The following is a 25,673-nucleotide window of genomic DNA, read 5'->3' on the forward strand; positions in this document are numbered from 1 at the left end:
ATCAGCGCTTTTCGTCTAATATCGTGTTTAGGGTATTTGCCGCCATGGACGGCGATAGCGAAATATGAATGGTTTTGCGAAACGGCGTCATGAAATTGACCAGCACAACCTGGCAGCCGTCCGGCAGCTTGGCTTCACGCACCGTTGCCGCCAGATGACCCAGCTCGCCACCGGTCAATTCGATCCAGTCCCCGCCGCAGGCATAGCGCAATGTGCCGCCTTCCCAGAAATAAGGGCCGCCTTTCTTCGTTTCCACCAGCCCGTTTGAGGACAGCTCGCCTTCGCTGCCAAACACGAAGGACAGCTGCATCATGATCTCCTGCGGGTTTTCGCCTGCCAGGTCCAGCGTCCAACCGTCTTTCGTTTGCGCCACCTCGGCATGCACGCTAAATGTCTGCTCATGGGTAAGCTCCCTCTCCTGATGGGGAAGCAAGTACCACGGGCTGGTTGGTGTGTTGGCCGACAATGGCAACCGGTTTGTGGGCACGGGGCCATAATATCCTTTTTTCTGTTCGCCGATCAGACTGTAACCGGACTCCGTTTGCCTCATTTGCTGCATGGGTACATAACCGGGGTTAAAGTAGGAGGCCAGCTGCACGGCCAACAAACGGACGGCTCCGTGCCGCAGCGCAAAGAACGAAGGCACCTCCGTCATTACGGTCACGCTCGTTTTTCCATCGCGAATGCGGGCCACCGGCGCGCCAAAGTCCGTATGCATGCGACTGTGGCTGATGCGGCCATGATGGCCTGCTTCATCCATCCGTCCCAAATATTGCTCCCGATCAAAATTTCCGTTCAACATGACCTCATACTGATCGAGCAGATCAAGTCGGCCGCCTTGCGTTTCCTGCAAATCGGGCTCCAGCATCAGCCTGACGAGTGCGTTGACCGAGCAAACGCCCGGATCCGTCAGCGACTCTGCCGCCCATTCGGCCATGCCGGCAAACAGCGGATCGCCGTCCAGTTTGGCCATGATCGCATAGGACAGATAATAAGGCGACAGATCATGAACTTGCCCCAGATCCTGCCGTCCCGAGTAGTCCGTCACAATTTCGCCGGAAGGATGCACAAGATATGCCATCATGCGCAGATTGAGCCTCACCGGTTCAAGCAATTCCGGCCGGGACAGCAATCGCGCGGCATGAATGAGCATAATATCGCTCACTGCGCTGTATATGCCGTTGCTGCGCTCGGTCCACTCCCCGGCAGGCGTAATGTCCATGCCCTCTGCCAGCCATTGCCCGGCGCGCTGCAGCGCCTCTTCCTGCCCGAATATCCGGTACAGAAAACCGAGCGCCGCGCATAGAACCCAGCGATGATTGGGCGTATGGCAGCCACCGGTCAACATGACCGGCATGGTTCGTTCCAGAAACAGGCGCATGTTGTGCAGTACCGGCTGCAGCGGCGGCCATGCCTGCTGCTGCAATACCAGATATAACTGGGCATACCCTACAACGACAAACGCCGTATCCGGCGGAGAGTGATAATTCGTCCAGCCCGGGGAGATGGAACCGTCCTCGTGCTGGTGGCGAAGCACAAACTCCGTCGCCAGCAACAACCGTTCCAAAAGCGCCTCGTCCCGGTAATAGGCCGATGCCGGATTCACGAGCGCGGTGCCCCAGTAACACATATCCGTCGGCGTGCCTGTGGTATGGTTTACCCAGGCCACTCCCGTGTACGGATCGATCGTTCCTCCGTAATAACGGCTGTCCGGATCAAGCACCTGCCGGGATAATCCCTTTTCTACAGCCTTGTCATTGCGCTCCACCAGTTGTTTGTACATGCGTCTTTCCCTCCGTACCCAGGCATTTATCGTTTTACCAAAGCTCTGCATTTACCCTTGGCCCGCATGCGCGATGTTTTATGAATACGCCGCTTCCGCCAATTTGGACATTAACAACGCGTGACTTTCATGGATTTCTTCGGGCTTACAGGCGGCTTTCAGCTCGTATACCTTGACCTGCGCCCGCCGGATCATCGGCAAGTATGCGTCGTAAAAGTTCATGTCCTTGCTGTGCACATACGGGCACCAGTGGTCGGAAAGGCCCAGCGTCTCGTGGATGTGGACTCCTACGATATCATCCATCAATCCATCCATCTCCCCTACGCTGTCATACAGGCCGAGGCGATCCATCATGATGGCATGGCCCGTATCGTACCAGATGCCGACAGGGGCGCCGCGGAGCGCCTGAATAATCGTTTTCGCTTCTGCAAGAGTGGGGATCTGCTGTGGCCTGGAACGGGTCTCGATGCCGAATCGAACCTTTATGCCCTTGGATATCGCCTTGTTGCAGACCTCATCGAGACTGGCGATAATCTTTTGCACGTAGCCGGCAGCAAGCGCCTCGCGTCGCTCCATCAATTCTTCCCATTTGCTTCGATAGGCCAGGGAATCTTTACCTTCATCGTGGTACAACCGTGACAGTTCTTTGCTGATGTCCGGCTCGAACGGCACTTCCCCCGGGTGTACCACGACGGCTTCCGCATCATAACGATGGGCATATTCGGCCGACCCGACGAGCAGCTCGATCGCCCTTTTCCTTTTTTCCTCATCCTCAAATCCGAGCAGCACGGAATCCGTGCCGTAATCGGGATCCGGTACGTGGGGGAACGTGTTATGCACGCTGGATATGCCGATCTCCCCACGTTCAATCATCGGCTCAATGGTTGCGAGCATATCTTTCGTCACATTATAGTTCAGCTCCACCCGGCGGAATCCCAGATCGGCGATTTCCTGCACCATATCGGCTCCGGACGTATGACGCTTGATATTCCAGCAGGTCGAGAACGAATACTCGCCCTTGTCCGTCCCGTTCATCATCAGCTTGCACTCCTTTCGAATACATGGATATCTCTTCTCGCCAACTTAGCCTTTAACGGCCCCAAGCATCGCACCGCTGACGAAGTACTTTTGCAGCCAAGGATAAACGAGCAGGATGGGCACCGTAGCGAAGATCACCGTAGCCGCTTTGAGGCTCTCCGGCGTCAGCGCCGTGCGGTTGGCACCTTCCATTTGCGTCAGCTCGCTCACCATGTTGTTTTGCACCATCTGGAACAGCTTCAGTTGAAGCGGGTACAGCTGCGGGTCGTTGATATACATCAAGGAATCCTGGAATCCGTTCCAGCGTCCGACCGCATAGAAGAGAGCAAGGGTCGCCATCACCGGCATCGATAAAGGCAATACAATTTTCAACAACGTATGCAGATGCGAACTGCCGTCGATTTCGGCCGATTCTTCGAGCGACTCCGGAATGCTGTAGAAGAAAGAAATCATAATGATCAAGTTAAATGGGCTGACCAAGCCCGGGAGAATTAGCGACCATGCCGAGTTCAACAGGTGCAGATCGCGAATCAGCAGGTATTCGGGAATGATGCCGCCGCTGAAAAACATTGTGATAATGATGACGTACATGAACAGCTTGCGCCCCTTCAGTTTTTTCTTGGTGAGGGGATACGCAGCAGCAATCGTGAAGACCATGCACAGCACCGTAGTCACGATGGTCAGAATGATCGTGTACCCAAGCGAATAGAGCATCGAATGATCGGAGAACACTTTGACATAGGCATCCCAATTGAACTCTTTAGGGAAAATGGTTACTTCCCCGGACGTAATCGCGCGGTTGGAGCTAAGCGAGATTGCGATCGTGTGCAAGAACGGTGCCAGGCAGAACAGCACAAACAAAGCAACAAATGAGATATTAACGATATCGAAAATCCGGTTTGAGGTGCGTTCACTCATAGGCTCCACAACTCCTTTATACAGTTCTTCCAAACAGACATATGCGATATTGCCCGCCAGGGGCTATAGAATGCCGTCTCCGGTCACTTTTTTCGAAATGTAGTTGGAACCAAGCACGAACACAAGCCCGACCACGGCCTGAAATAAGCCAACGACGGTCGCAATGGTATATTGGCCCGATTCTAGACCAACCCGGTATACGAAGGTACTGAGAACATCCGAGTACTCGCGTACGGCCGTGTTCCCGATGATGTAGGGGCGGTCAAAGCCGATGCTGACCATTTTCCCCAAATTGAGGATGAGCAGCGTGACAATGGTGGTGCGGATTCCCGGCAGCGTAATGTGCCATATTTTTCTCAGACGCGAAGCGCCATCGACTTCGGCTGCCTCGAACAATTCTTTATTCACGCCGGTAAGCGCAGCTAGATAAAGAATCGTGCCCCAACCCGCGCTTTGCCACACGCCAGTGAAGAGATAAGTGACAAGCCATGGATTTTTTTCGGTCAGGAACGGAATGGTGTTCAGTCCCATGCTTTCCAGCACGCCGTTTACCATACCGGACTGATTGCCGAACAATTGGTACACGATCCCCCCGATAATGACCCAGGAGATGAAATGCGGAATATACAGAATCGTTTGCGATACTTTCTTGAACCATTTGAAGCGGATTTCATACAGCATGATGGCCAGAATAATCGGTGCCGGAAACGAGACAACCAGATCCAGAAAATTCAACATAAACGTGTTGCGAAGAGTCGTATAGAAATCCCTCATGGCAAACACTTCGCGGAAGGCATCAAAACCGATCCATTCGCTGCCGTTAATGCCCTGGAACAGGTTGAAATCTTTGAAGGCGATTTGCACGCCGTACATCGGGCCATAACGGAAAATGAGGAAATAGAGCAAGGGCAGCGAAAGCAGTGCATACAATTGCCAATACCGTTTAAAGTATGATGTGGTCAAGTCGTTCTCCTCCTATCTACGGAGAAACTGCGTGCCGCCGGCAGCGGCGGCACACGTCTCTTTTTTTAATAGCCACAGGCAAAGGCAACCTAAACCGTTCAGCGGTGCATTACACCACGCATTATTTGGCTGCAGTTCCCTGTAATGCCTCCTCAAGCTCCTTCTTCAAATCCGCGCCGCCCAAGGACATGTAATCATTCATTTCCTGCTCGTATACCGCTTCGAATTCAGATGGTTTGGCCATTGCCGTTTTGACGATAATGACGTTGAGCTTATCTTTCAGTGCGGTGCTGTATTTCATCTCGGCCTGAATCGGCTTGTCAAAGATGATCGGACCCACGGTATCGGTATTGGCGATGTCGATGGACTGTCTCAACAATCCCTGATTTCGTTCAGGGAAGCCCATGATCCATGCCTTTTCGTTGGTAGCCTGGTCGCCGATGTTTTTACCGTTCGAGATGATTGCCATGTCTCCCGCGTTGAACAGGCGATCCCTGGCTTCTTGAGAAGCGTCTTCTTTAACGACCGGAATTCCGTCAACCAGCTCATAGTTCTCACCTTCAACGCCGCTGTAGATGTCTCTCAAGTTATTGTCGGACGCCATCCAATCCAAGTATTTGACGGCCTCTACGGCACGTTTGCTGCTCTTCGGAATCATGATGTACATCCCGTTCGTTCCGTACCGTGATTTGATATGCTTATTGTCCGCATTGGGGTTCGTATATACGTCTACCGGCAGCACTTTGCTATCAGGCACGTTCTTCTTCAAGTTGTCGATGGTACCGTCGGCATAAAACATCGCGTCGACGTCTTCGGACCAGTACCCCGTATTTCCGTTTTGGATATCTTTGGCCAACTGGGCCTTGTCCTCGTCCAAACTGAAATCCTTGCTAATCAGTCCCTCGTTGTACAGCTTGTTCAGGAACTGCATCGCATCCTTGAATCCGTCATGAAGCGGCAGCTCGTAACGCTGTCCGTAAGTCAGGTCTCCGCTCACCGGTTTAATGAAAGAATAGATTAACGTTTCGAATTGAGCCGGTGCCAGCGCCATGCCCATCGGAATGTTTTTGCTTCCGAGCTGTCCCGGATCTTTCTCTTTAAACGCTTTCAACGTGGTATAAAGCTCATCGGTTGTCTTCGGTACAGGCAAGCCCAGTTTATCCAGCCAGTCTTGACGGATGTAGGAACTGTAGCGGCCCGTAATGGCGCGTTTGCCCGGGATCGCGAATTGCTGGCCCTCCACCTGGCCGAACTTCAATGTATCTTCGCCGAGGAATTTTTTAAGATTCGGTCCATACTGGTCCAGCAGCTCGCCGACGTCAGTCAGACCGCCCTGCTGGGCATAACGGTAAAACACGCTGGAGTCATACACAAATACGATATCAGGAACATCGGTGTTGCTGGCCATCAGCACGTTGAGCTTCGTTACTTCTTCGGAACGTTGGATCGGCACGAATTGTACGTCAATGTTATTCGGATCCCCAAAACGTTCCTGCACCAGCTTTTGCAAGTAGTTGCTGGTAATCGTTTGCGGAGCAGGGCTGTTTCCGCGATCAAAAATCTCGACCTTTAATGTTACACGATCGCCCGACGAGCCGTTATCTGCTGTGCCTTGTTCCGATGAAGACGAACAGCCTGCAAGCAGGGATACGGCCATAACCATCGTAAGCGCCATCCCAACCCATTTCTTTAGACTCCCCTTGGGTGCTCTTCCTGTCATTTGTGTCATCTCCTTTGACTTTGCGTGATTGATTGAAGCCTGCACCGAGTATTTCATATGGCATCGCACTTCAGCAATAAACCAGTTTCGGAAACGCTTACATACGGATTATGGTTTATGCCTGCTGCCTATTTTCGCAGATGTTCCCGTTTCATAACCATGACCGCTCTGACCGCACATACCGCTCTCTGCGTCCTACCGGATGTTATTCCCGTGGTTTGAACGAATAAACCATTTTCATGCACTGCCTATTTTCGTAAAGACACGAAATGAGAGCCATGATAACAAGGTACGCCCTCACACAATAAACGGACAAAACCCATGTGACGCCTTGAAAGAGCGATTACGCCGGTAAACCAAAAAGGCGATCCGGCAGGACGGATCTCCTGACGGAGAGCGCCTGCACGGATTCCGCCCCTCTGGTTCAATAATCATGATCCGAAATTAGCAGAGTTCCTTCGAGAATATGACGAAACAAAGTACGTCTGATTTCCCCGCAGCTTTTTAGTGATTCGCATCGGCTGCTGCCGGGGGCTCACGCTTTAAACGGCGATAGTCTCCCGGCGTAATGCCGACGATCCGTTTGAACACGCGCCCAAAGGAGATCGCATTGGCATATCCCACTTTCAGGGCGATATCCTGTTGCGACAGATCCGAATTCAGCAGAAGCCGCTCGGCCTCCTTCATGCGGAGCTCGGTGACAAAATCAACGAACTTCATGTTGAACTCGGTCTTGAACAAATAACTCGCATGTTTGCCGGAGATCTGGAAGCGCTCGCTCAAATGCTTCAGCGAAAGGTCCGGATTGGCAAACTGCTCTTCGATGTAATTTTTCATTTCGTTGACCATGGCCCGGTAACTCTTCGTTTCGCTGGCGGAGACATACGTTCGGAATAAGTCGGTCAGATCATCAAGCAGCAGCGCTTTGACCTCTTCGAATGTTTCGGCCTCATCCATTCGTTTCAAACGTTCCCCGATCCGTTCTTCGGACAATTGCTCCTGCAGTTGCTCCGACATGACCGCTACTTCGCGGCTCAACATCTGCAGCATCGCCTGGATCAAGGAACGAATCTGGTCATCCTGCAGTTGGTTCTGCTCGAACGCCTCGAACATTTCCTCCAGTTGATCCCGCCACTGACTGCTCGACATGCGGAACCGTTTCACGAACTCGGAGATCATTTGCAAACAGGAATAGGTCACCAATAAACGCTGGGGCGTCTCGCCGCTTTCGGCGGCCAGTGCTACGTCTCCGTTCATCAGCAATTTGCGGTGCAGGACCGCTTCTGCCGCTGCATAAGAATGACGGATATGTTCCGCCCCTTCCGCAATGGGTCCAATGCCGAAGCTCAGCGGGATGCGCAAATTCTGCTCGACCCAATCCCGACACTCCTCGGCAACCGCTTTAATCTGCTCCGTCGTTTCTGCTTCGTTCCCCGTTGACAAGAACAGAATGGCGGCCCGGTCGGCGCCGATCCACTCTGTCCAGCATTGCAGCCCTTGATCGCGGGACAACTCCTGCAATACGTTCATTAACGCAAATCGAAGCGTGTTCTGCTCGCTTCGCGTGTATTTCTGTTGGAATACTTTTTCAAACCGGTTGATCTCCCCCACAACGACGGCAAACCGCGCCGAATTCGAATCATCGAAGCCCGATAGCGGGGAGAGCTCCTGCAGACGCTCCATAATGCCGTCCAGATTTTCGCCGTGCAGCAGGTCGTTGAAAAGCTTGCTGCGCTGCAGCAGCATATTTTCCCTGCTTTTTTTGTCGTAGTCCATCATGTGGTTAATCAGGTTCTCCAGAACGCCGTCGATCAGCTTCATCTCATCCGTGCGGGAGCCCGATTGTTCCATCGTTCGAATCTGATGGGCCTCGATCCGGTTCATGATGACCTGGATCGGTTTGTAGTTGCGACGCGTGATATAAACGATATAAATGATGGAGCACACGACGGTGACAAAGGCAATGCCCACCCACACATAGGAAATGACGGATACCCATCCAAAAAGATTGCCTGCCTTAATGCCGCTGGTGAATGTCCATCCCAGCCTTTCCAGCGTCAGGGTGTTCAGTTTTCTTCCGTTCGCCACGCCCTCGTGGTCTGAATGCGCGTCGTATACGACCTGACCGTTATGGTCAAGGATCGTCATAAACGATAGTTGTCCGTTCACCATGCTATCAATGCTCTGTTCGATGCTGCTCATCTTTACGTTGATGACAAGCACGCCTTCCGAGCCGAACGGCAGAGGCATCTCCTTGTTGACGGTCAGTACGCGAACCGGCGTCCGCTGGACCAACCCGGCATTGTATTCCCTGACAGGCTGCCAGCCCGGTCCTACAGCCCCTGAGGCGATCTCGTCAATCCAGGCTTTGTCGGAAAAACCCTCAATCTCTTTGGACCCGCTAACTGTTAAAACGCTTTCATTAATCTTGTCATATAAGTAGATGGATTGAATGTTGGAAGACGAATTGGTCAATTCCCGCAAATTCTGCGCAATGGCATACACCGCATCTCGGCTGACCTGGCCTTGGTTGTTGAAATAGAGTTTATATGCAGGGTTAGCTTCCACCGAGTTTAGGACGGATAACTCAATATCCCGAATAATCCGGTCCACGTTGTCCACGAGATAGCTGGACGATATCCGGTCCGCCTTCCGGGTCTCCTCCCTGGAAATGTCGTTTACAAATACAAAGGCAATAAAGATGATGATCGTCACGGTAAGCAGAAAAATGGGAAAATACGAAAACAGTAAGCGATAATACCATGTACGTGACAATGGAACCCACTCCTCATTTCTCGCTGCCACTTCGCCCGGCTGCGGTTCTGCTGTATTCGAAAGATCTGGTGCAACACCACAAAAATGGGTAACCAGCAGGTGATTCCGTACCAATTTTCTGTATTATAACACATCGCATGGAGAGACAAAGCAGAGATTCTGGCGGATGTGATCCGGATACCTTAACCACGCATGACAAAAAACCGTGCAGAGCGGCGACCGCCCCGACACGGAGATTGAAAACAAGGCGCTGCCGCCTTCACTAAATTCCGGAATCCCTGAACAGCGTCGCCATCGAGCCGCCATCGACGATGATGCGTATCGCTCTGGCCAGCATAGGTGCGACCGGTAGTACGGTGACGCAATTCGGATGCGATTCCGGCAGAGCAATCGAGTCCGTAACGACCACTTCGGCGATCGAAGGGTGATCCAGCTTGCTTAATGCGCCGTCGGAAAAAAGACCGTGCGTTGCGCACACGTACACATTTTTCGATCCGCGTTCCTTCAATCCTTCAACCACGTTCAGAATCGTCGTGCCCGTGTCGATCAAATCTTCAATGATGATCGGCGTCCGGCCTTCCACATCCCCGATGACATGCGTAATCACCGATTCGTTATGGCTTGGACGCTTTTTGATCATGATCGCGAACGGGGAATCCAGGCGATTCGCCAGCTTCTCGGCCATGGAGGCCCGGCCGGCATCCGGCGATACGACGACCGGATTCTCGATCCCTTTGCTGAGCAAATAATCGCTGATCAAATCAAGGGAAGTCATGTGATCGACCGGAATGTTAAAGAAGCCTTGAATGGCCGCGGCATGCAGGTCAATGGTAACCACGCGGCTTGCTCCGGCCGTGGTCAGCACATCGGCGACCATCTTGGCGGAGATCGGTTCGCGCGGGGCAGACTTGCGTTCCTGCCGGGCATATCCATAATAAGGAACGATGATGTTGATTGTACGGGCAGAAGCCCGCTTGGCTGCATCGATCATGACGAGCAGCTCCACAAACAGTTCATTGATCGGATGAGACAACGACTGCACAAGAAACACATCGCAATTGCGAATGGTTTCCTCGTAGTGAACGTAGATTTCCCCGCTCTTGAACCGAGACAGCTTGATTTTGCCCAGCTCAACGCCCAGCTTGTCGCATACCTCTTCCGCCAGCTTCGGGTTCGAAGAACCGGAAAAAATACGTAATGATTGTTGCATAATGCCCCTCCCGAGCGTTAACGCCCCTTAATTGTCCTTTGATGCATCAGGACTTTCAAGCTTATTATACTCCAGTGCCCTATACATTTAAAGGAACGAAAGAACGGCGCCGGCCTTCGAACACGGCAACCTCCGTACAACCAAGTTCTGCGAGCAGGGCTTCGGCATGCTCCAGATTCTCGCCAAGCTTCTTCGGATCGTGAGAATCCGATCCAAGCGTCAGCGGAATGCCCAGTCGGAGGGCTTCCTCCAGCATGCGCCGGCTTGGAAACATCTCGGCGCAGGGTTTGGTCAAGCCGGATGCGTTCAGCTCCATTACGCAGCCGCTGCGGGCAATAGCTTGAAGCGCTGCATTTTCCAGTGCAATGCGTTCTCCGGTCTGCTCCTCCGCCGGTACATGTCCGAAACGTTTGATCACGTCCGTATGTCCCATGATGTCATACATGCCGGTAGCTGCGGCTTTGCCGACGGCATCATAATATTGACGGTATACCTCCAGCACGTCGCGTCCTTCCCAGCCATGCGTCTGCCTGAAGTCGGTGATGTCCCATTCGCCGAGAAAATGGACCGAACCGATCACATAATCCCATGGATATCGTTCGATGATGGCGCGGATTTCATTTTCCCAGCCTTCAATGTAGTCGCCTTCAAGCCCGACACGAACTTCGATTTGTCCGCGGTACCGCTCCTTCAAGGAGAAGCATTCCTCCACATAACGCGGGAGTTCGTCCATCGGCATGGCCATCTCCGGATAATACTGAGCCGGGTCGACGTGCAGCAGCGGCATATGATCAGACAACCCGATGTGGGAAAAGCCCATCTCTACCGCACGCTGTACATACTCTTCCAGCTTGCCGACGGCATGACCGCAGCGTTCATGGTGCGTATGATAATCGATCCGCATAAGTGGCTGCCCCCTAATCGCGGCGTGGCCGCTCATGGCGACGGCTCAATTCGGACATGATGTCGTCCAGCGGCAGCTTTCGCTCCTGCAGCAAGACGAGCAAGTGGTACAGCAGATCGCTAACCTCTAGGCGGAGCTCTTCATTATCCTTATTTTTGGCGGCGATGATCGTCTCGGACGCTTCCTCGCCGATTTTTTTCAAAATTTTATCGACGCCCTTATCGAAGAGATATGTGGTGTACGCTCCTTCCGGACGCTCGCGTTCACGTTCCGCAATGACCGACTCCAGCTCGGCGAGCACATCAAACCGTCCCGAGGCCGGGGAAGCTGCCGCGTTTTCGCCGTCAGTTTGCTGCGGCAAACCCACGATTTCGTTGTGGAAGCACGTTACCTCGCCGGTATGGCAAGCAGGACCATCCGGTTTGACCGCTACCAGCAGCGTATCTCCGTCACAATCGTATTTGATCGAAGTAATCTTTTGCACGTTTCCGGACGTTGCGCCTTTATGCCACAACTCTTGTCGGGAACGCGACCAGAACCAGGTCTCTCCCGATTCGAGCGACAATTTCAGCGATTCTCGATTCATGTATGCCATCATCAACACTTCGTTGGTAGTTGCATCCTGCACGATGGCGGGCACTAGCCCGTCCTGCCAACGGATATGCTCGACCACTTGCTCCAGGGACAACTGTTCCCTGATTTCTCTGCTTACGTTACTCACGGATTTCCACCCCTTGTTCTTTCAAATGTTTCTTCAACTCCGGCACAGCGATTTCCTTGTAATGGAAAATCGTAGCCGCAAGGCCCGCATCGGCTTTGCCTGCCGTGAACACGTCATAGAAGTCGGACTCCTTGCCTGCGCCGCCGGAAGCGATGACCGGAATCCGTACCGATTCGGATACCGCGGCCGTCAGTTTCAGGTCAAACCCGTCCTTGGTTCCGTCCGCGTCCATACTGGTCAACAGGATTTCTCCGGCGCCCAGCGCTTCGGCCTGTTTCACCCACTCCAGCGCCTTGATTCCGGATGGCTTGCGTCCGCCGTGGGTGTACACTTCCCATTCTCCCCATGCTTCGTTATACTTGGCATCCACCGCCACCACGATGCATTGGGAGCCAAAACGCCGTGCTCCGTCCGCAATCAATTGCGGGTTCAGCACGGCAGCCGTATTCACCGCGATTTTGTCTGCGCCTGCGCGCAAAATGCGTTTCATGTCATCCACCTTCGAGATGCCTCCGCCTACCGTAAACGGAATAGCGATCTCTCCCGCCGTCTGCCGCACGACCTCTTCCATCGTTTCGCGGCCTTCCACGGAAGCGGAGATATCGAGAAACACGAGTTCGTCCGCGCCTTCGCGGTCGTACAGCGCCGCCAGTTCCACCGGATCTCCCGCATCGCGGAGATTGACGAAATTAACGCCTTTGACAACCCGGCCGTCCTTGACGTCCAGACACGGAATGATTCTTTTTGCCAGCATGCCCCTCTTCCTCTCTCCCCAATGATTGATGCGCTACTTGATCGTACGAATGGCCTCGGACAGGTCGATGCTGCCCGTATACAGCGCTTTGCCCACGATCGCTCCACCAACGCCGTCTTGCGTGTATTTGCTCAGTTTGACGAGATCGTCCATCACGCTCACGCCGCCGGAAGCGATAACCGTGCGGCCGCTCGCCTTGGCCAGGGATACGATCGCATCCACATTAGGCCCCTGCATCATACCGTCGCGCGAGATATCGGTGAAAATGAACGTCTCTGCGCCGAAGGCTGCCAGTTCCTTGGCAAGCACTTCTGCCTGAACTTCCGATGTTTCCAACCAACCGCGTGTTGCCACATAACCGTTGCGGGCATCGATACCGATAGCCACCTTGTCGCCATAACGCCCCAGCACTTCTTCGGTAAATGCACGATCCTCGATCGCCGCCGTTCCGATGATTACCCGGCTCACACCTAGTCCTAGCAAACGTTCCACGTCAGCCACTGTCCGCAGGCCACCGCCCACTTGAACGGGCACCTGCACCGCTGAAGCGATACGCCCGATCAAAGCGTCGTTGACCGGATGACCGGCCTTGGCGCCGTCCAGATCGACGAGATGCACAAAAGTGCCGCCCTGCTTCTCCCAAGAAAGAGCGACTTGCACCGGATCATCGTTATATACCGTTTCCTGGTTGTAATCTCCTTGTACCAATCGTACGCATTTGCCGTCCCGGATATCAATCGCCGGATATATGATAAAAGATGACATACAAGGCCTCCCGAATCTATGTTTGAAATTGAAATGAAATGAAATGAAATGAATGTTCTGATCCCGTCCGAACCCGCTGAACCCGCGATTTACTGCTCCGGCCGTTCCCCTCAGCGCCCGCACCATGGCAGCGATAACGCCGTACCTTGTGGTTCTCCTGCTATTAACGAGAGATAACGTTCGGCCCACCCGTAAGCGCGAGGAAATTGCGCAGCAATTGCATGCCGAGTTCGCCGCTCTTCTCGGGATGGAACTGCATACCGAAGTTCGAGCCTCTGCCGACGATGGCCGTAACCGGATGTCCGTAATCCGTCACTGCAAGCAGGTCGCTTGCCACTTCAGGCTGGGCATAATAGGAATGGACGAAATAAACATGCCCTTCCTCCAGCCCCGTAAACAGCGGGTTTTCAGGCTGGCGAAACTCCAGACGGTTCCAACCCATATGCGGCACCTTCAACTCACCCGGGGCAAACCGAACAACTTTACCTGGCAGTATATCCAGTCCTTCATGTTCGCCATGCTCCTCGCTGGAACTGAACAGCAGCTGCATGCCCAAACAAATGCCCAGCAGCGGCTTCGGGCCGGCTGCAGCCTCTTTCACGACGGCATCCAGATTGTTTTCACGGAGATGCACCATCGCATCGCCAAACGCGCCTACGCCCGGCAAAATCACTCCGTCAGCACCCAGGATCGCCTCACGATCCCCGGTGATCAACGCTTCGTAGCCAAGGCGCTCGACCGCTTTGCCGACGCTGTGCAGGTTCCCCATACCGTAATCGACAATCGCAATCGCCATTGCCTACAGCACTCCCTTCGTGGAAGGAACGCCCGTTACGCGTGGATCGATGGAAGTCGCCTCATCCAACGCACGGCCGAGCGCCTTGAACACTGCCTCGATCATGTGGTGCGTATTCTGTCCATAGTGAACGATGACGTGCAGCGTAATGCGCGCTTCGAGCGCCAGCTTCCACAGGAATTCATGCACCAGCTCCGTGGAGAAGCTGCCCACCTGCTGGGACGGGTATTGTGCGCGATATTCGAAGTGAGGACGGTTGCTCACGTCGATGACGACTTGAGCGAGCGCCTCGTCCATAGGAATGAACACGTTCGCGTACCGCTTGATGCCGCGTTTGTCGCCGAGCGCTTCGCGCAGCGTCTGTCCGAGGCAAATGCCGATGTCTTCGACCGTGTGATGGTCGTCAATCTCGATATCCCCGCGAGCCTGAACGTCCAGGTCGAACTGTCCGTGCTTGGTGAACAGGTCCAACATATGGTTCAGAAAAGGTACGTCTGTTTCGATGTTCGCCTTCCCGGTTCCGTCTACTGCAAACGCAAGCTGAATGTTTGTTTCATTCGTTTTGCGGTCCACTTGAGCGCGGCGAACCGCGCTTGCGTTTTCTACCCCTTGGTTTGGATTACTCATGATCCGATTCCGCCTTTCCTTCCTGTTCTAGACGCACGGCAATCGCGCGCGCGTGTCCTTCCAGCCCTTCGTGCCGGGCCAATTCTATGATTGCAGCGCCGTTTTGGAGCAGCGCCTCCTTGCTGTAATAGATCAGACTTGATTTCTTGATAAAATCGTCCACGTCGACCGGCGAACTGAACCTTGCCGTGCCGTTCGTCGGAATGATATGGTTCGGGCCGGCAAAATAATCGCCTACCGGCTCGGAGCTGTACGGCCCGAGGAACATCGCGCCGGCATTTTCGATCCGGCCGGCAACGGCCATCGGCTCCTGCACCATGATCTCCAGGTGCTCCGGCGCGAGCTGGTTCACCACGTCGATGCCTTCATCGATCGAATCGACCACGATGATCGCGCCGTACTGCTCCACCGAAGCAGCAGCGATCGCTTGCCTTGGCAGCGCCTCAAGCTGGCGCTGCACCTCGGCCCGCACGGCTTCCGCCAGCGGGGCCGACGTGGTGACGAGAATGGCCGACGCCATCTCGTCATGCTCCGCCTGCGAGAGCAGGTCGGCGGCGACGTACACCGGGTTCGCGGTGTCGTCGGCCAGGACCGCAATCTCGCTCGGCCCGGCGATGCTGTCGATGTCGACCGCGCCGTACACTTCACGCTTCGCGAGCGCCACGTAGATGTTGCCCGGTCCACAGATCTTGTCGACCAGGGCGATGCTCTCCGTGCCGTAAGCGAGCGCGGCGATCGCCTGCGCGCCGCCTACCCGGTACATCTCGTGAACGCCTGCTTCCGCAGCGGCAACGAGAATGTACGGGTCGATGCCCTCGCCGCCGTTCGTGGCCGGCGGCGTCACCAACACGATTTCCGGCACCCCGGCCACCTGTGCCGGAATCACGTTCATCAGCACCGAGGACGGATACGCTGCTTTACCACCAGGGACATATACGCCCACCCGTTTCAACGGGCGTATCACCTGGCCCAGCAGACTGCCGTCCGGCTGCCAGTCCATCCAGGAATTACGTTTCTGCTTCTCATGAAACGCGCGAATGTTGGCAGCGGCCTGCCGGATCGCTTCCACGAAAGAAGGCTCGACGGCTGCATAGGCGGCCTGCAGCTCCTCCTGCGGCACCCGCAGGTCCGCAGCCGTCAGCCTGGTGCGGTCAAGCTGCTCGGTGTACCGCAGCAGCGCCGCATCGCCCTCCCGGCGAATGTCGCCGACGATTCGCCGTACCTTTTCGTTTTGTTCCGGGGTGCCATAGTCCACTTCCCGTTTCAGATTGAATTCACGCGCAGATACCACTTTCATGCCCGTAACCTCCTTCTCTCGATTCCTGATTACTGCGATAATTCAGCCGGTGCTTCGGAAGAAGCCGGGATGACCTTCTGCAGTGCATCGCACAGTGCTTGGATGCGTCCGTTTTTCATGCGGTAGCTTACCCGGTTGGCGATTAATCGGCTGGTGATATCGAGGATGCCGTTCATTTCGACCAGCCCGTTCTCGCGCAGCGTTTGCCCGGTTTCCACCAAATCGACGATGCGGTCCGCAAGTCCGATCAGCGGCGCCAGCTCAATGGACCCGTTCAGCTTGATGACCTCGACCTGCTGACCCTGTTCCAGGAAGTACCGGGAAGCAATTCGCGGATACTTCGTCGCTACCCGCTGCTGGATGCCGGGGGTCCAATCGGGAAGACCGATAACCGACATACGGCACCGTGCAATGCCCAGATTAAGCAGTTCGTACACGTCCCGGTTTTCCTCCAGCAATACGTCTTTGCCGACGATGCCGATGTCCGCTACCCCGTACTCTACGTATGTCGGCACGTCCACCGGTTTTGCCATGATGAATTCCATGCCCGCTTCCGGCACTTCAATGACAAGCTTGCGGGTATCGTCCACATCCACTGGAATATCCAGTCCGGCTTCGCGGAACAGTTTGGAAGCTTTTTTGTAGATTCGCCCCTTCGGCATCGCAACCTTCAATATATCCGACATCTCAACGCGCTCCTTTCCCGGATGGATATGTGATGACTTGCTCGTATTGAGCGTGTTCCGCTTCGTTTGTTCCCGTCTTTCCAGACTCGATCAAACGGGTAACGACATTTTGGCCGAATCCCCGGAGCCTTCCCGCTTCCGCCAACGCCTGTGCCCGGTGCTCGGTGCCGTATTCGATCAGCACCGCTTTCTTCTCATCCACTGCGATGCCGTGCACGCCATCAATGATCCGGTTCGTTTTCAGCGCAAACCCCGTCGCCGGAAGCGAGCGTCCGAACTGCTGCAGTAAATTGTCGTAACGTCCGCCGCTGCATACCGGCGAGCCCAACTCCGCAGCATAACCTTCGAACGTCATGCCTGTATAATAGGAAAAATCGCCAATCATCGTTAGGTCGATCAGGACATGCTCAGAGACGCCGTACGCCTCCAATACTTCAAATACCGCACACAAGTGGGCAATCGACTGTGCCGCCTCATTGCTGCGGCTTAACCCTGCCGCGTGATCGCACACTTCCTTGCCCCCGCGTAGACGAAGAATGGCCTCCAGCTGCTCCTGCAGCTCCGGTGCAAGCTTCAATGCACGAATGGATTCGCGATAGCCGACGTAATCCCGCCCGAGCAAATACTCCTTCAATTCCTCCTGCTGCTGCGTCTGTCCCGGGATGACCTCTTCCAACAAGCCGTTCAGGAAACCCATATGACCCATCGCGATCTTGAAGGACGTTACGCCGGCAGCCTGCAGCGAAGCAATGGCAAGCGCAACGACTTCCGCATCGGCTTCCGGCGAATCGTCGCCGACCAGCTCGACGCCTGTCTGAAAGAACTCGGCCTCTCTTCCGGCTTCTTCCTCGATGGAACGAAATACGTTCGCATGATAGGAAAGCCGCAGCGGCAATGGCTCATCCTTCAGCAAAGAAGAAACAACACGCGCAATCGGTGCCGTGAGGTCTGATCTCAACACCAGCGTCGTTCCCCGGCTGCTTAACAGCTTGAACAGCTTGCGGTCCGATGTGGAGCTGGCCACTCCTACCGTGTCGTAAAATTCGATCGTTGGCGTGATGATCTGGCGATACCCCCAGCGCTCCATGCATTCCAGCACGCTCCGTTCAATGGTTTTCAGCTTGCTCACCACGCGTGGCGTATAGTCGCGAAAACCGATCGGTTTTTCAAAGCCTTTTGGTTTGGACATTGTTACGATTCACCCCGTGTCGATAATTTGAGATTGGTCCGCGTACCGCTTTCCAACAGGATTTGTTTATGTAAATCCCCGTTCGGTCTAATTCATTTCATTCTTCATGGCTCGGTATAGACGCCACATTCTCGATGTATTTTCAAAGTTACTTTCGTATGGTAAAGTGCTAACAAACTAAAGAATATGGCATATGATAACATGAATCCGGCTTAACCGTCAATAAGGCGAACGTTGGTCCAGCCATCGAATCATGCTGCATTCAATATAAACAAAAACGTCGGTATGCTCTCCTATCTAACGTTCCGCATCACATTCCTGGTTATATGAAAAAAAGCTGCCTAAGCAGCTTGTTCCCTTCAACGTTTATAACCGTTCTTGCAGGTTGCATTGGTTTATATTCGCTGGTCCGGCATCGCAGCAGGTTCGTCCTGAGCCACCGTGGACCGGGTCAGTTCGCGCAGCGGGTTCCCCCCTACAAATGCCCCTGGCGCCACATCCTTGTGAACGACCGAGCCTGCGGCCACAACCGCCCCGTCGCCGATCGTCACACCAGGCAAAATGGTTGAATTTGCGCCAATCAACACATTTTCACCGATGATCACTTCACCCAGCCTGTACTCTTTGATGAGATACTCATGAGCCAAAATGGTGGTGTTATAACCGATGACCGAATTTTCGCCCACTGTAATCTTCTCCGGAAAAAATACGTCCACCATGACCATCAGCCCAAAGGCCGTATGTTCCCCTACCTTCATGCCCAGCATGCGACGATAGATCCAGTTCTTGACCGGAAGGATCGGACAGTAGCGTGACAACTGGACCCAGATGAAATTGCGCACACCCTTCCAAGGACTTACAGTCCGATAAATGTGCCACAACGCATTGTGTCCCTCAATGGGGTAGCGGGTCACCTTTCTCATGAACGTTCCGACTTGATACCGACCAGATCGAGCAGATCTCTCATGTCATGCAGCATATAATCAGGGCCGTACTGGTTTAACACGGCCTCGCCCTTGAGAGACCACGCAACCCCCGCCGCGAGCGCTCCTGCATTTTTAGCAGATTGAATATCAACCGGACTGTCGCCAATCATCAGCGTTTTGGCCGGATCAGCGCCCAGCTCTTTTATCGCTTTTAATACCGGTTCGGCATGTGGTTTGGGATGGGTTACATCCGTTACCGTGACGATCGATTTCATGTACTTGGTAAGATCGAACCGTTCCAAGGTTTTGAGGGTCGATGGACGAATCTTCGTCGTTACGACGCCCATTACGATGCCTGCCTGGTGCAAGGCTTCCACAACCTCATTCACATAAGGAAAAGGATTGACCATTGCCTCATGATGAATATCATTGTATGCCCGGTAGCCTTTTATATATTCAGCCACGTCTTCTTGACCTGAAAACGTCCGGAACTGCTGCTCCAGCGTGCCGCCCATATGGGGGATAATCTGTTCCCGCGTCCAGGGGGCAGAGTTCTCCCACCCCTCCATGACGTGAAGGAACGAATTGATAATCAAATCATTCGTATCGATAATCGTACCGTCAAGATCAAACAATACCGTTTCAATCATGCTTGCATTACTCCTTTTTGTCATCGGCAGATTCGCGTTCCTCTTCGGCTTCATGGTTCGTTGCCGCCGAGTCCGGCTTGCGCGCCGTTCCGGCACTGTGCGGGAGCTCATCCGAAGGTTCGATTACCGCCTTGGTCGACACAATCGGGTCGCTGTAACGTACTTCAGCTTTACCAGTCACCCTTCTTACGATGATGAACGCCGCCGCAGCGATAATAATGGCGATCGCCAACAGCTGCGAAATTCTAACATTGCCATAAGCAGGATCCAGGTATCCTTGTTCGAAACCAAACGCCGTCATCGGTGACCATAGTCCATTCACCAGGGAAGCAAGCCACTGTGGCGCCTGGAAGCCCAGACTGTCCGTACGCAGCGCCTCGATGAAGAATCGCCCGATCGAATACCAAATGAAATACGACATAAACAGCTCGCCCGCACGCAAAAACTTTTGTCTGCGCAGGATCAGCAGCAGAATCAGGCCAACCAGGCTCCACATGGATTCGTACAGAAATGCGGGATGATGAAATACCCCTTCCACATTCATCTGATTGACGATAAAGTCCGGCAAATGCAGCTTATCTCGCAAAAAAGATTCTTCCACAGGCCCGCCATACGCCTCTTGGTTGACGAAGTTCCCCCAGCGGCCGATCATTTGGCCCACAATCAACCCAGGTGCGCAAATATCTGCCATGCGCCAGAAATTGTATCCTTTGCGGCGGAAGAAAATGACCGCGCAAATAATTGCGCCAATCAATGCACCATAGATGGCAATACCGCCATTCCATATCTTGAAGACATCCCAGAAGTTGTCCTTATAATCTTCCCATTTGAACGCGACATAATAGATACGTGCGCCGATAATGGCGGACGGTACGCCCAGCAGGATCATGTCCATGAACACTTCCTGAGGAATGCCGAACCGCTTGCCCTCCCGAATCGCGAGCAGCAAGCCTACCAATGCCGCCGTGCCGAGGATCAGGCCATACCAGTGAACCTTCAATGCACCAATGGAGAAGGCGATTGGGTTCAACAGCAGATACATGTCCATTGCTTCACACTCCCATAAATTGCTTCACACTTTTTCGTACCAACCAGCTTCTCATGCATGCAGAAACAGAGCATTGAATCGCTCTGTCAGTTCTGCACGCTATCCACTTCTTGAAGACATCCCAGATGGCCTAGTCCATATCTTCCATATCTTCCGAAATCGTTGCTGTCAGTTTATTCGTAAACTGCAGTGCCGCATTGAGTCCCATCTGTTTGAGGCGATAATTCATCGCAGCCACCTCAATGATGACGGCCAAGTTTCGTCCAGGGCGTACCGGAATCGTTACGAGCGGTACGTCCGTATCAATGATCCGGGTAGTCTCCTCATCCAAACCAAGACGATCGTATTGTTTGTCTTGCTGCCATGCTTCAAGGCGGACGACGAGCGTAATTCGTTTGTTGTTACGCACGGCACCGGCACCAAACAAGGTCATCACGTTAATGATGCCCACCCCGCGAATCTCTAGAAGATGACGGATTAATTCAGGAGCGGTCCCGTGCAGTTGGAAGTCGGAAGTCTGACGGATTTCTACTGCATCGTCCGCAATCAAACGGTGTCCACGCTTCACGAGCTCCAATGCCGTTTCACTTTTGCCGATACCGCTGCTTCCCGTAATCAGCATGCCGACGCCATAAACGTCGCAGAGCACGCCATGTATCGTAGCGGTTGGCGCCAGCTTCCGTTCCAGGAAACCGGTAATGCGGCTGGAAAGAATCGTCGTTGCCATATTGCTGCGCAGCACCGCCAAATTTTGCTCTTCGCTGATCTCGATCAGTTCCGTCGGCACTTCAAGTCCACGCGTAACGACAATGCATGGCGTCTCCTCCGTGCAAAGTTTCTGCATCCGGTCACGGCGTTCGTCTTCCGGCAGCATTGCAAAAAAGGCCAGCTCTGTTCTTCCTAACAGCTGAACCCGTTCTTGTGGGTGGTATTCAAAATAGCCGGCCATCTCCAGGCCTGGACGGTTCAAATCGTCTACGGTAATGAAGCGCTTAAGTCCTTGAGATCCAGAGACGACCTCAAGCTGAAACTGCTGCACCAATTCAGATACCTTCACTTTTTTCGCCATTTGTCTCTTCCTTTCAGCATTGGCTGCTTATCTATGTATATCTGGTCATATTTGTCCTTCGAATTCAAACGGGGGAATCCCCTGATCAATTAAGAATGGTTACACCGAAAATGAAGGCGCAAGCTTTCTATAAATCTTAAATGAATTCGGGACCGAATGCAATCTGAACCATGGACTCCTGATGTAAAAAGCCCCTTCCAGCAACAACGGAAGGGGCTCGAATTACATTATATAATTACGTATCAAACACAGGATCCGACCATACGGGGAACCCCGGGATATTAGTCTTGAAGGAGAACGTTCGCTTCAGTCTCTTTATCAAAGATATGAACTTTGTTCATGTCGATCGCCATTTTAACGGTGGAACCTTCACGCGTGTTGGAACGTCCGTCTACGCGGGCAATCGTAGTGTCGCTACCTACACCGCTCAAGTAGAGGAGCATTTCGTGACCAAGGTTCTCGGTTACGTCTACATGCGTAGAGAACACGGAGTTCGGGGAAGCTTCCAAGAATACCGGCTCTTCGTGGATGTCTTCAGGACGAACGCCCAGAATGACTTCCTTGTTAGCGTATCCTCTGGATTTCAGCAATTGCGCTTTCCCTTGTGGAATTTCAACGTCCACGCCAGGAGCTACGAAATGCAGGTTGGAACCTTGCTCCGCAATTTTACCCGAGATAAAGTTCATTGTAGGAGAACCGATGAAACCGGCCACGAACAGGTTCGCTGGGTGGTTGTACAGTTCTTCCGGAGAAGCCGCTTGTTGAATGATACCGTCTTTCATAACAACGATCCGGTCACCCATCGTCATCGCTTCGATCTGGTCATGCGTTACGTAGATAACAGTCGTTTCCAGACGTTTCGCGAGCTTGGTGATTTCCGCACGCATCTGACCGCGCAATTTCGCGTCCAAGTTGGAGAGCGGCTCATCCATCAAGAATACTTGCGGGTCACGGACGATCGCACGACCGAGTGCGACACGCTGACGTTGACCACCGGACAACGCTTTTGGTTTACGATCCAGCAAATGCTCGATATCGAGGATTTTGGCTGCTTCGCGAACGCGTTTGTCGATTTCATCTTTTTTCACTTTACGCAATTTCAAACCAAATGCCATGTTTTGATACACGCTCATATGCGGGTACAAGGCGTAGGATTGGAAAACCATCGCGATATCGCGATCTTTAGGAGCAACATCGTTCACGACGCGGTCACCGATATAGAGTTTACCTTCAGAAATTTCCTCAAGGCCTGCGATCATGCGCAACGTTGTGGATTTACCACAACCGGACGGACCAACCAGCACCAGAAATTCTTTATCTTTAATGTCCAGGTTAACGTCAATAACTGTCGCTTTGTCAGCACCAGGGTATTTTTTGAAAATATGCTCTAAACGTACACCAGCCATGATTATTGCCTCCTTAGAGATCGTTTTGTAATCGAATACATTTTGTAAATTCAGTGTAACCTACGGAAGGGATGTTTGACTATTCGCAAACTGCACAAAAATATCACGGCTTTTTCGTCACTTTGTACATCAGCAGTAAAAGTCGGACCAGCACCGCGTTTTCAAAGCTCCTTACATCGTATCCGATCTCATGTTTGATCTTGTCCAGACGGTAAACCAGCGTATTGCGATGAATAAACATCCTTTTTGCGGTCTCGCTTACATTGCAATCCAGACTGAAAAACGTCTCCAATGTGCCCATCGTCTCACTGTCGTTGAAAAGCGATGTGTTCTTGCCGATCTCTTCTATAAAGCGCAGCCGTTCCGGTTCGGATATGCTCGCGACCAATCGTTCAAGATGCAAATTCCATGGTAAATGTATGTGCTCAGTGACATGAAACGATCTGCCCAGCTTTACACTCTCCCGAAGTGTAGAGGTTACAGATATCAATTGCTGGTAAGGAACACAAGGCAAGGCTGCCGACAAATGGAATCCGCCTGCCCATTCACTGGCAATCAGCTCATACAATCCAAGACAAAACGCATTCAAGAGCTCTTTCCTTGCCTCAGTGGTATCGTCATCGGCCTCTGCCGTAACGGTCTGAACCGAACCAAAAAATACCCACTCCTGTTCTCCTAAGGGAATCAGAACGATGTCCTCACCAAAATAGCTCTCGAGCAGCTTGTTCAGTTCGCTTGAATGAACGCGCCGATCATCCGGCGTCTCGCCCTGTAACAGGAAAGGAATCTTTTCTTGTTCCAGATGCTCGCCCAGCCCTGCAGCCAGAAAACGTTCTGGGATACTGTACCCTTCGTTTGACAGATTCATTTGCTCCAGAAGCCAGGTGCCCAACTCAATCAAAAGCTGCGCCTGGCCGTTCCCCTCGCCTACAGTTTGTTCATGAAGAGCTTCATCTGAATGGCTGCTAATCAACAGCTCTATTAATCTGCGCGATTCTATCGTCAGATGATCGGAAGAACACCCCCAGCAAATTACATGTTCACGATCAGCACTTCGGCCAATTTTAAAATATATTTGTTGATCTATGGTTAGGCTTCCTGCACAGTCTGCTGACCGTTCTACACCCAGCATGACTGTACTATTATTTGCTCTATCATTTGAGCTGAGAAGGAGATTCTCGTATTGACTCCACTCATCCAAAGTAAATTGAAATGTGTTCATTGAAGTGTCTAAAATTTCCTCGATCCGCTGCTTAAGATCCGAAACATGCTTCATCTTATGAACGCCACCACTCTGCTTTATTTTCTGATATAAAAACCGCAATATAAAACACACAATCTTATAATTGTCTAACCCTTTATTGGGATCACGCCTATGGCTCTTTAGATAGCCGTTTACATTTATCTTATCATATCTTAAACGTTCTCGCCTTCGTGGTCGCAGCAACACGCTGATATGCAAAAAAAAGAGCGACTAATCAATTTAATGATTAATCACTCTTTTGTGAGATGAGCCATGAAGGACTCGAACCTTCGACACCCTGATTAAAAGTCAGGTGCTCTACCAACTGAGCTAATGGCTCAAAAACTGGTGGAGGCTGATGGATTCGAACCACCGAACCCGTAAGGGAGCAGATTTACAGTCTGATGCGTTTGGCCACTTCGCTAAGCCTCCACGTTTTGAAAGGTGGCTCGGGACGGAATCGAACCGCCGACACGAGGATTTTCAGTCCTCTGCTCTACCGACTGAGCTACCGAGCCATATTTAATTGTAAGGATTAATGGCGGAACCGACGGGATTCGAACCCGCGATCTCCTGCGTGACAGGCAGGCATGTTAGGCCAACTACACCACGGTTCCAGACATTAATGGTGCCGGCGAGAGGACTTGAACCCCCAACCTACTGATTACAAGTCAGTTGCTCTACCAATTGAGCTACACCGGCGTATATGGTGGAGGCTGAGGGGATCGAACCCCCGACCCTCTGCTTGTAAGGCAGATGCTCTCCCAGCTGAGCTAAGCCTCCTGGGTAATATGGTAGCGGCGGAGGGGATCGAACCCCCGACCTCACGGGTATGAACCGTACGCTCTAGCCAGCTGAGCTACGCCGCCATATTAAGTATCGTATTATAAGCTTGTCCATCCAGTTGAAAGATGGCGGAGAGAGAGGGATTCGAACCCTCGCACCGCTTACGCAGTCTAACCCCTTAGCAGAGGGTCCCCTTATAGCCACTTGGGTATCTCTCCAAAGCTAATTAACGATCATTCAGAGATTGCTCTCTGAAAACTGGATTCGAAACGAAATCTGCGATCTTAGAACCTGCATTTCTTGGATAAGCCCTCGACCGATTAGTACTGGTCAGCTCCATGCATTGCTGCACTTCCACCCCCAGCCTATCTACCTCGTCGTCTTCAAGGGGTCTTACTA

22 protein-coding genes, 8 tRNA genes and 1 rRNA gene are annotated in these 25,673 nt (G+C 52.8%); all 31 read right to left on the reverse strand.

Annotated features, from left to right (window positions below; translation table 11 throughout):
• Position 1: 1 nt before the first annotated feature.
• Positions 2-1,783, reverse strand: a complete 1,782-nt coding sequence (locus L6H98_RS24950; RefSeq protein ID WP_236420392.1) for a hypothetical protein — start codon at positions 1,781-1,783, stop codon at positions 2-4.
• A 78-nt stretch (positions 1,784-1,861) separates the two neighbouring features.
• Positions 1,862-2,818, reverse strand: a complete 957-nt coding sequence (locus L6H98_RS24955; protein ID WP_236420422.1) for a TIM barrel protein — start codon at positions 2,816-2,818, stop codon at positions 1,862-1,864.
• 48 nt (positions 2,819-2,866) lie between these two features.
• Positions 2,867-3,739, reverse strand: a complete 873-nt coding sequence (locus L6H98_RS24960; RefSeq protein ID WP_236420393.1) for a carbohydrate ABC transporter permease — start codon at positions 3,737-3,739, stop codon at positions 2,867-2,869.
• Positions 3,740-3,802: 63 nt separating this feature from the next.
• On the reverse strand, positions 3,803-4,702 hold the full coding sequence (locus L6H98_RS24965; protein ID WP_236420394.1) for an ABC transporter permease subunit: 900 nt from the start codon (positions 4,700-4,702) through the stop codon (positions 3,803-3,805).
• 121 nt (positions 4,703-4,823) lie between these two features.
• Positions 4,824-6,422 carry an extracellular solute-binding protein gene (locus tag L6H98_RS24970; RefSeq protein WP_236420395.1) on the reverse strand — a complete coding sequence of 533 codons (1,599 nt, stop codon included), beginning with the start codon at positions 6,420-6,422 and terminating at the stop codon, positions 4,824-4,826.
• 504 nt (positions 6,423-6,926) lie between these two features.
• Positions 6,927-9,197 (reverse strand): helix-turn-helix domain-containing protein, encoded by a 2,271-nt coding sequence (locus L6H98_RS24975; protein WP_236420396.1) that lies wholly within the window; start codon positions 9,195-9,197, stop codon positions 6,927-6,929.
• 262 nt (positions 9,198-9,459) lie between these two features.
• The gene (locus tag L6H98_RS24980) at positions 9,460-10,407 is read right to left on the reverse strand and encodes a ribose-phosphate pyrophosphokinase (protein ID WP_236420397.1); all 948 of its coding nucleotides are present in this window, start codon (positions 10,405-10,407) and stop codon (positions 9,460-9,462) included.
• Between the two features lie 79 nt (positions 10,408-10,486).
• Positions 10,487-11,311, reverse strand: a complete 825-nt coding sequence (hisJ, locus tag L6H98_RS24985; RefSeq protein WP_236420398.1) for a histidinol-phosphatase HisJ — start codon at positions 11,309-11,311, stop codon at positions 10,487-10,489.
• Positions 11,312-11,324: 13 nt separating this feature from the next.
• Positions 11,325-12,032, reverse strand: coding sequence for a bifunctional phosphoribosyl-AMP cyclohydrolase/phosphoribosyl-ATP diphosphatase HisIE (gene hisIE / locus L6H98_RS24990; protein ID WP_236420399.1), 708 nt, complete (start codon positions 12,030-12,032; stop codon positions 11,325-11,327).
• The gene (gene hisF, locus L6H98_RS24995) at positions 12,025-12,786 is read right to left on the reverse strand and encodes an imidazole glycerol phosphate synthase subunit HisF (protein ID WP_236420400.1); all 762 of its coding nucleotides are present in this window, start codon (positions 12,784-12,786) and stop codon (positions 12,025-12,027) included. Before hisF ends, hisIE begins: the two co-directional genes overlap by 8 nt.
• Positions 12,787-12,819: 33 nt before the next feature.
• Positions 12,820-13,551, reverse strand: coding sequence for a 1-(5-phosphoribosyl)-5-[(5-phosphoribosylamino)methylideneamino]imidazole-4-carboxamide isomerase (gene hisA, locus L6H98_RS25000; protein WP_236420401.1), 732 nt, complete (start codon positions 13,549-13,551; stop codon positions 12,820-12,822).
• A 163-nt stretch (positions 13,552-13,714) separates the two neighbouring features.
• On the reverse strand, positions 13,715-14,347 hold the full coding sequence (gene hisH, locus L6H98_RS25005; RefSeq protein ID WP_236420402.1) for an imidazole glycerol phosphate synthase subunit HisH: 633 nt from the start codon (positions 14,345-14,347) through the stop codon (positions 13,715-13,717).
• 3 nt (positions 14,348-14,350) lie between these two features.
• Positions 14,351-14,974, reverse strand: a complete 624-nt coding sequence (hisB, locus tag L6H98_RS25010; RefSeq protein ID WP_236420403.1) for an imidazoleglycerol-phosphate dehydratase HisB — start codon at positions 14,972-14,974, stop codon at positions 14,351-14,353.
• Positions 14,967-16,271 (reverse strand): histidinol dehydrogenase, encoded by a 1,305-nt coding sequence (gene hisD, locus L6H98_RS25015; RefSeq protein WP_236420404.1) that lies wholly within the window; start codon positions 16,269-16,271, stop codon positions 14,967-14,969. The genes hisB and hisD overlap by 8 nt, the downstream gene beginning before the upstream one ends.
• Before the next feature lie 29 nt (positions 16,272-16,300).
• Positions 16,301-16,957: an ATP phosphoribosyltransferase gene (gene hisG / locus L6H98_RS25020; RefSeq protein WP_236420405.1), complete on the reverse strand. Its 657-nt coding sequence runs from the start codon at positions 16,955-16,957 to the stop codon at positions 16,301-16,303.
• Position 16,958: 1 nt separating this feature from the next.
• Entirely contained in the window at positions 16,959-18,146 is a 1,188-nt protein-coding gene (locus L6H98_RS25025; protein ID WP_236420406.1) for an ATP phosphoribosyltransferase regulatory subunit, read from the reverse strand.
• A gap of 395 nt (positions 18,147-18,541) precedes the next feature.
• Complete coding sequence (locus L6H98_RS25030; protein WP_236420407.1) at positions 18,542-19,069, reverse strand: acyltransferase; 528 nt, start codon at positions 19,067-19,069, stop codon at positions 18,542-18,544.
• The gene (ppaX, locus tag L6H98_RS25035) at positions 19,066-19,722 is read right to left on the reverse strand and encodes a pyrophosphatase PpaX (protein ID WP_236420408.1); all 657 of its coding nucleotides are present in this window, start codon (positions 19,720-19,722) and stop codon (positions 19,066-19,068) included. Before ppaX ends, L6H98_RS25030 begins: the two co-directional genes overlap by 4 nt.
• A 7-nt stretch (positions 19,723-19,729) precedes the next feature.
• Entirely contained in the window at positions 19,730-20,770 is a 1,041-nt protein-coding gene (lgt, locus tag L6H98_RS25040) for a prolipoprotein diacylglyceryl transferase (protein WP_236420409.1), read from the reverse strand.
• 130 nt (positions 20,771-20,900) lie between these two features.
• Positions 20,901-21,839 (reverse strand): HPr(Ser) kinase/phosphatase, encoded by a 939-nt coding sequence (hprK, locus tag L6H98_RS25045; RefSeq protein ID WP_236420410.1) that lies wholly within the window; start codon positions 21,837-21,839, stop codon positions 20,901-20,903.
• A 281-nt stretch (positions 21,840-22,120) separates the two neighbouring features.
• Positions 22,121-23,245, reverse strand: coding sequence for a sn-glycerol-3-phosphate ABC transporter ATP-binding protein UgpC (gene ugpC / locus L6H98_RS25050; RefSeq protein WP_236420411.1), 1,125 nt, complete (start codon positions 23,243-23,245; stop codon positions 22,121-22,123).
• 103 nt (positions 23,246-23,348) lie between these two features.
• Entirely contained in the window at positions 23,349-24,113 is a 765-nt protein-coding gene (locus L6H98_RS25055) for a helix-turn-helix domain-containing protein (protein ID WP_236420412.1), read from the reverse strand.
• A gap of 642 nt (positions 24,114-24,755) precedes the next feature.
• Positions 24,756-24,828 (reverse strand) — tRNA-Lys (locus L6H98_RS25060).
• Positions 24,829-24,834: 6 nt separating this feature from the next.
• Positions 24,835-24,920, reverse strand: a tRNA-Tyr gene (locus tag L6H98_RS25065).
• A 13-nt stretch (positions 24,921-24,933) separates the two neighbouring features.
• Positions 24,934-25,006 (reverse strand) — tRNA-Phe (locus L6H98_RS25070).
• Between the two features lie 21 nt (positions 25,007-25,027).
• Positions 25,028-25,105, reverse strand: a tRNA-Asp gene (locus L6H98_RS25075).
• Positions 25,106-25,114: 9 nt separating this feature from the next.
• Positions 25,115-25,190, reverse strand: a tRNA-Thr gene (locus L6H98_RS25080).
• Between the two features lie 5 nt (positions 25,191-25,195).
• A tRNA-Val gene (locus L6H98_RS25085) sits at positions 25,196-25,271 on the reverse strand.
• 9 nt (positions 25,272-25,280) lie between these two features.
• Positions 25,281-25,357 (reverse strand) — tRNA-Met (locus L6H98_RS25090).
• A 43-nt stretch (positions 25,358-25,400) separates the two neighbouring features.
• Positions 25,401-25,492 (reverse strand) — tRNA-Ser (locus L6H98_RS25095).
• A gap of 82 nt (positions 25,493-25,574) precedes the next feature.
• A 23S ribosomal RNA gene (locus L6H98_RS25100) occupies positions 25,575-25,673 on the reverse strand; the annotation flags it as partial.

It is taken from the genome of Paenibacillus sp. JJ-223, assembly GCF_927798175.1.
In the GTDB taxonomy this organism is placed as follows: domain Bacteria; phylum Bacillota; class Bacilli; order Paenibacillales; family Paenibacillaceae; genus Paenibacillus; species Paenibacillus hubeiensis.

Bases quoted from the DNA above. Each gene is read 5' to 3' on its own strand.
- L6H98_RS24950 (WP_236420392.1), bottom strand. From the start codon at position 1,783: ATGTACAAACAACTGGTGGAGCGCAATGACAAGGCTGTAGAAAAGGGA.
- L6H98_RS24955 (WP_236420422.1), bottom strand. From the start codon at position 2,818: ATGAACGGGACGGACAAGGGCGAGTATTCGTTCTCGACCTGCTGGAAT.
- L6H98_RS24960 (WP_236420393.1), bottom strand. From the start codon at position 3,739: ATGAGTGAACGCACCTCAAACCGGATTTTCGATATCGTTAATATCTCA.
- L6H98_RS24970 (WP_236420395.1), bottom strand. From the start codon at position 6,422: ATGACAGGAAGAGCACCCAAGGGGAGTCTAAAGAAATGGGTTGGGATG.
- L6H98_RS24980 (WP_236420397.1), bottom strand. From the start codon at position 10,407: ATGCAACAATCATTACGTATTTTTTCCGGTTCTTCGAACCCGAAGCTG.
- hisJ (WP_236420398.1), bottom strand. From the start codon at position 11,311: ATGCGGATCGATTATCATACGCACCATGAACGCTGCGGTCATGCCGTC.
- hisF (WP_236420400.1), bottom strand. From the start codon at position 12,786: ATGCTGGCAAAAAGAATCATTCCGTGTCTGGACGTCAAGGACGGCCGG.
- hisA (WP_236420401.1), bottom strand. From the start codon at position 13,551: ATGTCATCTTTTATCATATATCCGGCGATTGATATCCGGGACGGCAAA.
- hisH (WP_236420402.1), bottom strand. From the start codon at position 14,347: ATGGCGATTGCGATTGTCGATTACGGTATGGGGAACCTGCACAGCGTC.
- hisB (WP_236420403.1), bottom strand. From the start codon at position 14,974: ATGAGTAATCCAAACCAAGGGGTAGAAAACGCAAGCGCGGTTCGCCGC.
- hisD (WP_236420404.1), bottom strand. From the start codon at position 16,271: ATGAAAGTGGTATCTGCGCGTGAATTCAATCTGAAACGGGAAGTGGAC.
- hisG (WP_236420405.1), bottom strand. From the start codon at position 16,957: ATGTCGGATATATTGAAGGTTGCGATGCCGAAGGGGCGAATCTACAAA.
- L6H98_RS25025 (WP_236420406.1), bottom strand. From the start codon at position 18,146: ATGTCCAAACCAAAAGGCTTTGAAAAACCGATCGGTTTTCGCGACTAT.
- L6H98_RS25030 (WP_236420407.1), bottom strand. From the start codon at position 19,069: ATGAGAAAGGTGACCCGCTACCCCATTGAGGGACACAATGCGTTGTGG.
- ppaX (WP_236420408.1), bottom strand. From the start codon at position 19,722: ATGATTGAAACGGTATTGTTTGATCTTGACGGTACGATTATCGATACG.
- lgt (WP_236420409.1), bottom strand. From the start codon at position 20,770: ATGGACATGTATCTGCTGTTGAACCCAATCGCCTTCTCCATTGGTGCA.
- hprK (WP_236420410.1), bottom strand. From the start codon at position 21,839: ATGGCGAAAAAAGTGAAGGTATCTGAATTGGTGCAGCAGTTTCAGCTT.
- ugpC (WP_236420411.1), bottom strand. From the start codon at position 23,245: ATGGCTGGTGTACGTTTAGAGCATATTTTCAAAAAATACCCTGGTGCT.
- L6H98_RS25055 (WP_236420412.1), bottom strand. From the start codon at position 24,113: ATGAATCTGTCAAACGAAGGGTACAGTATCCCAGAACGTTTTCTGGCT.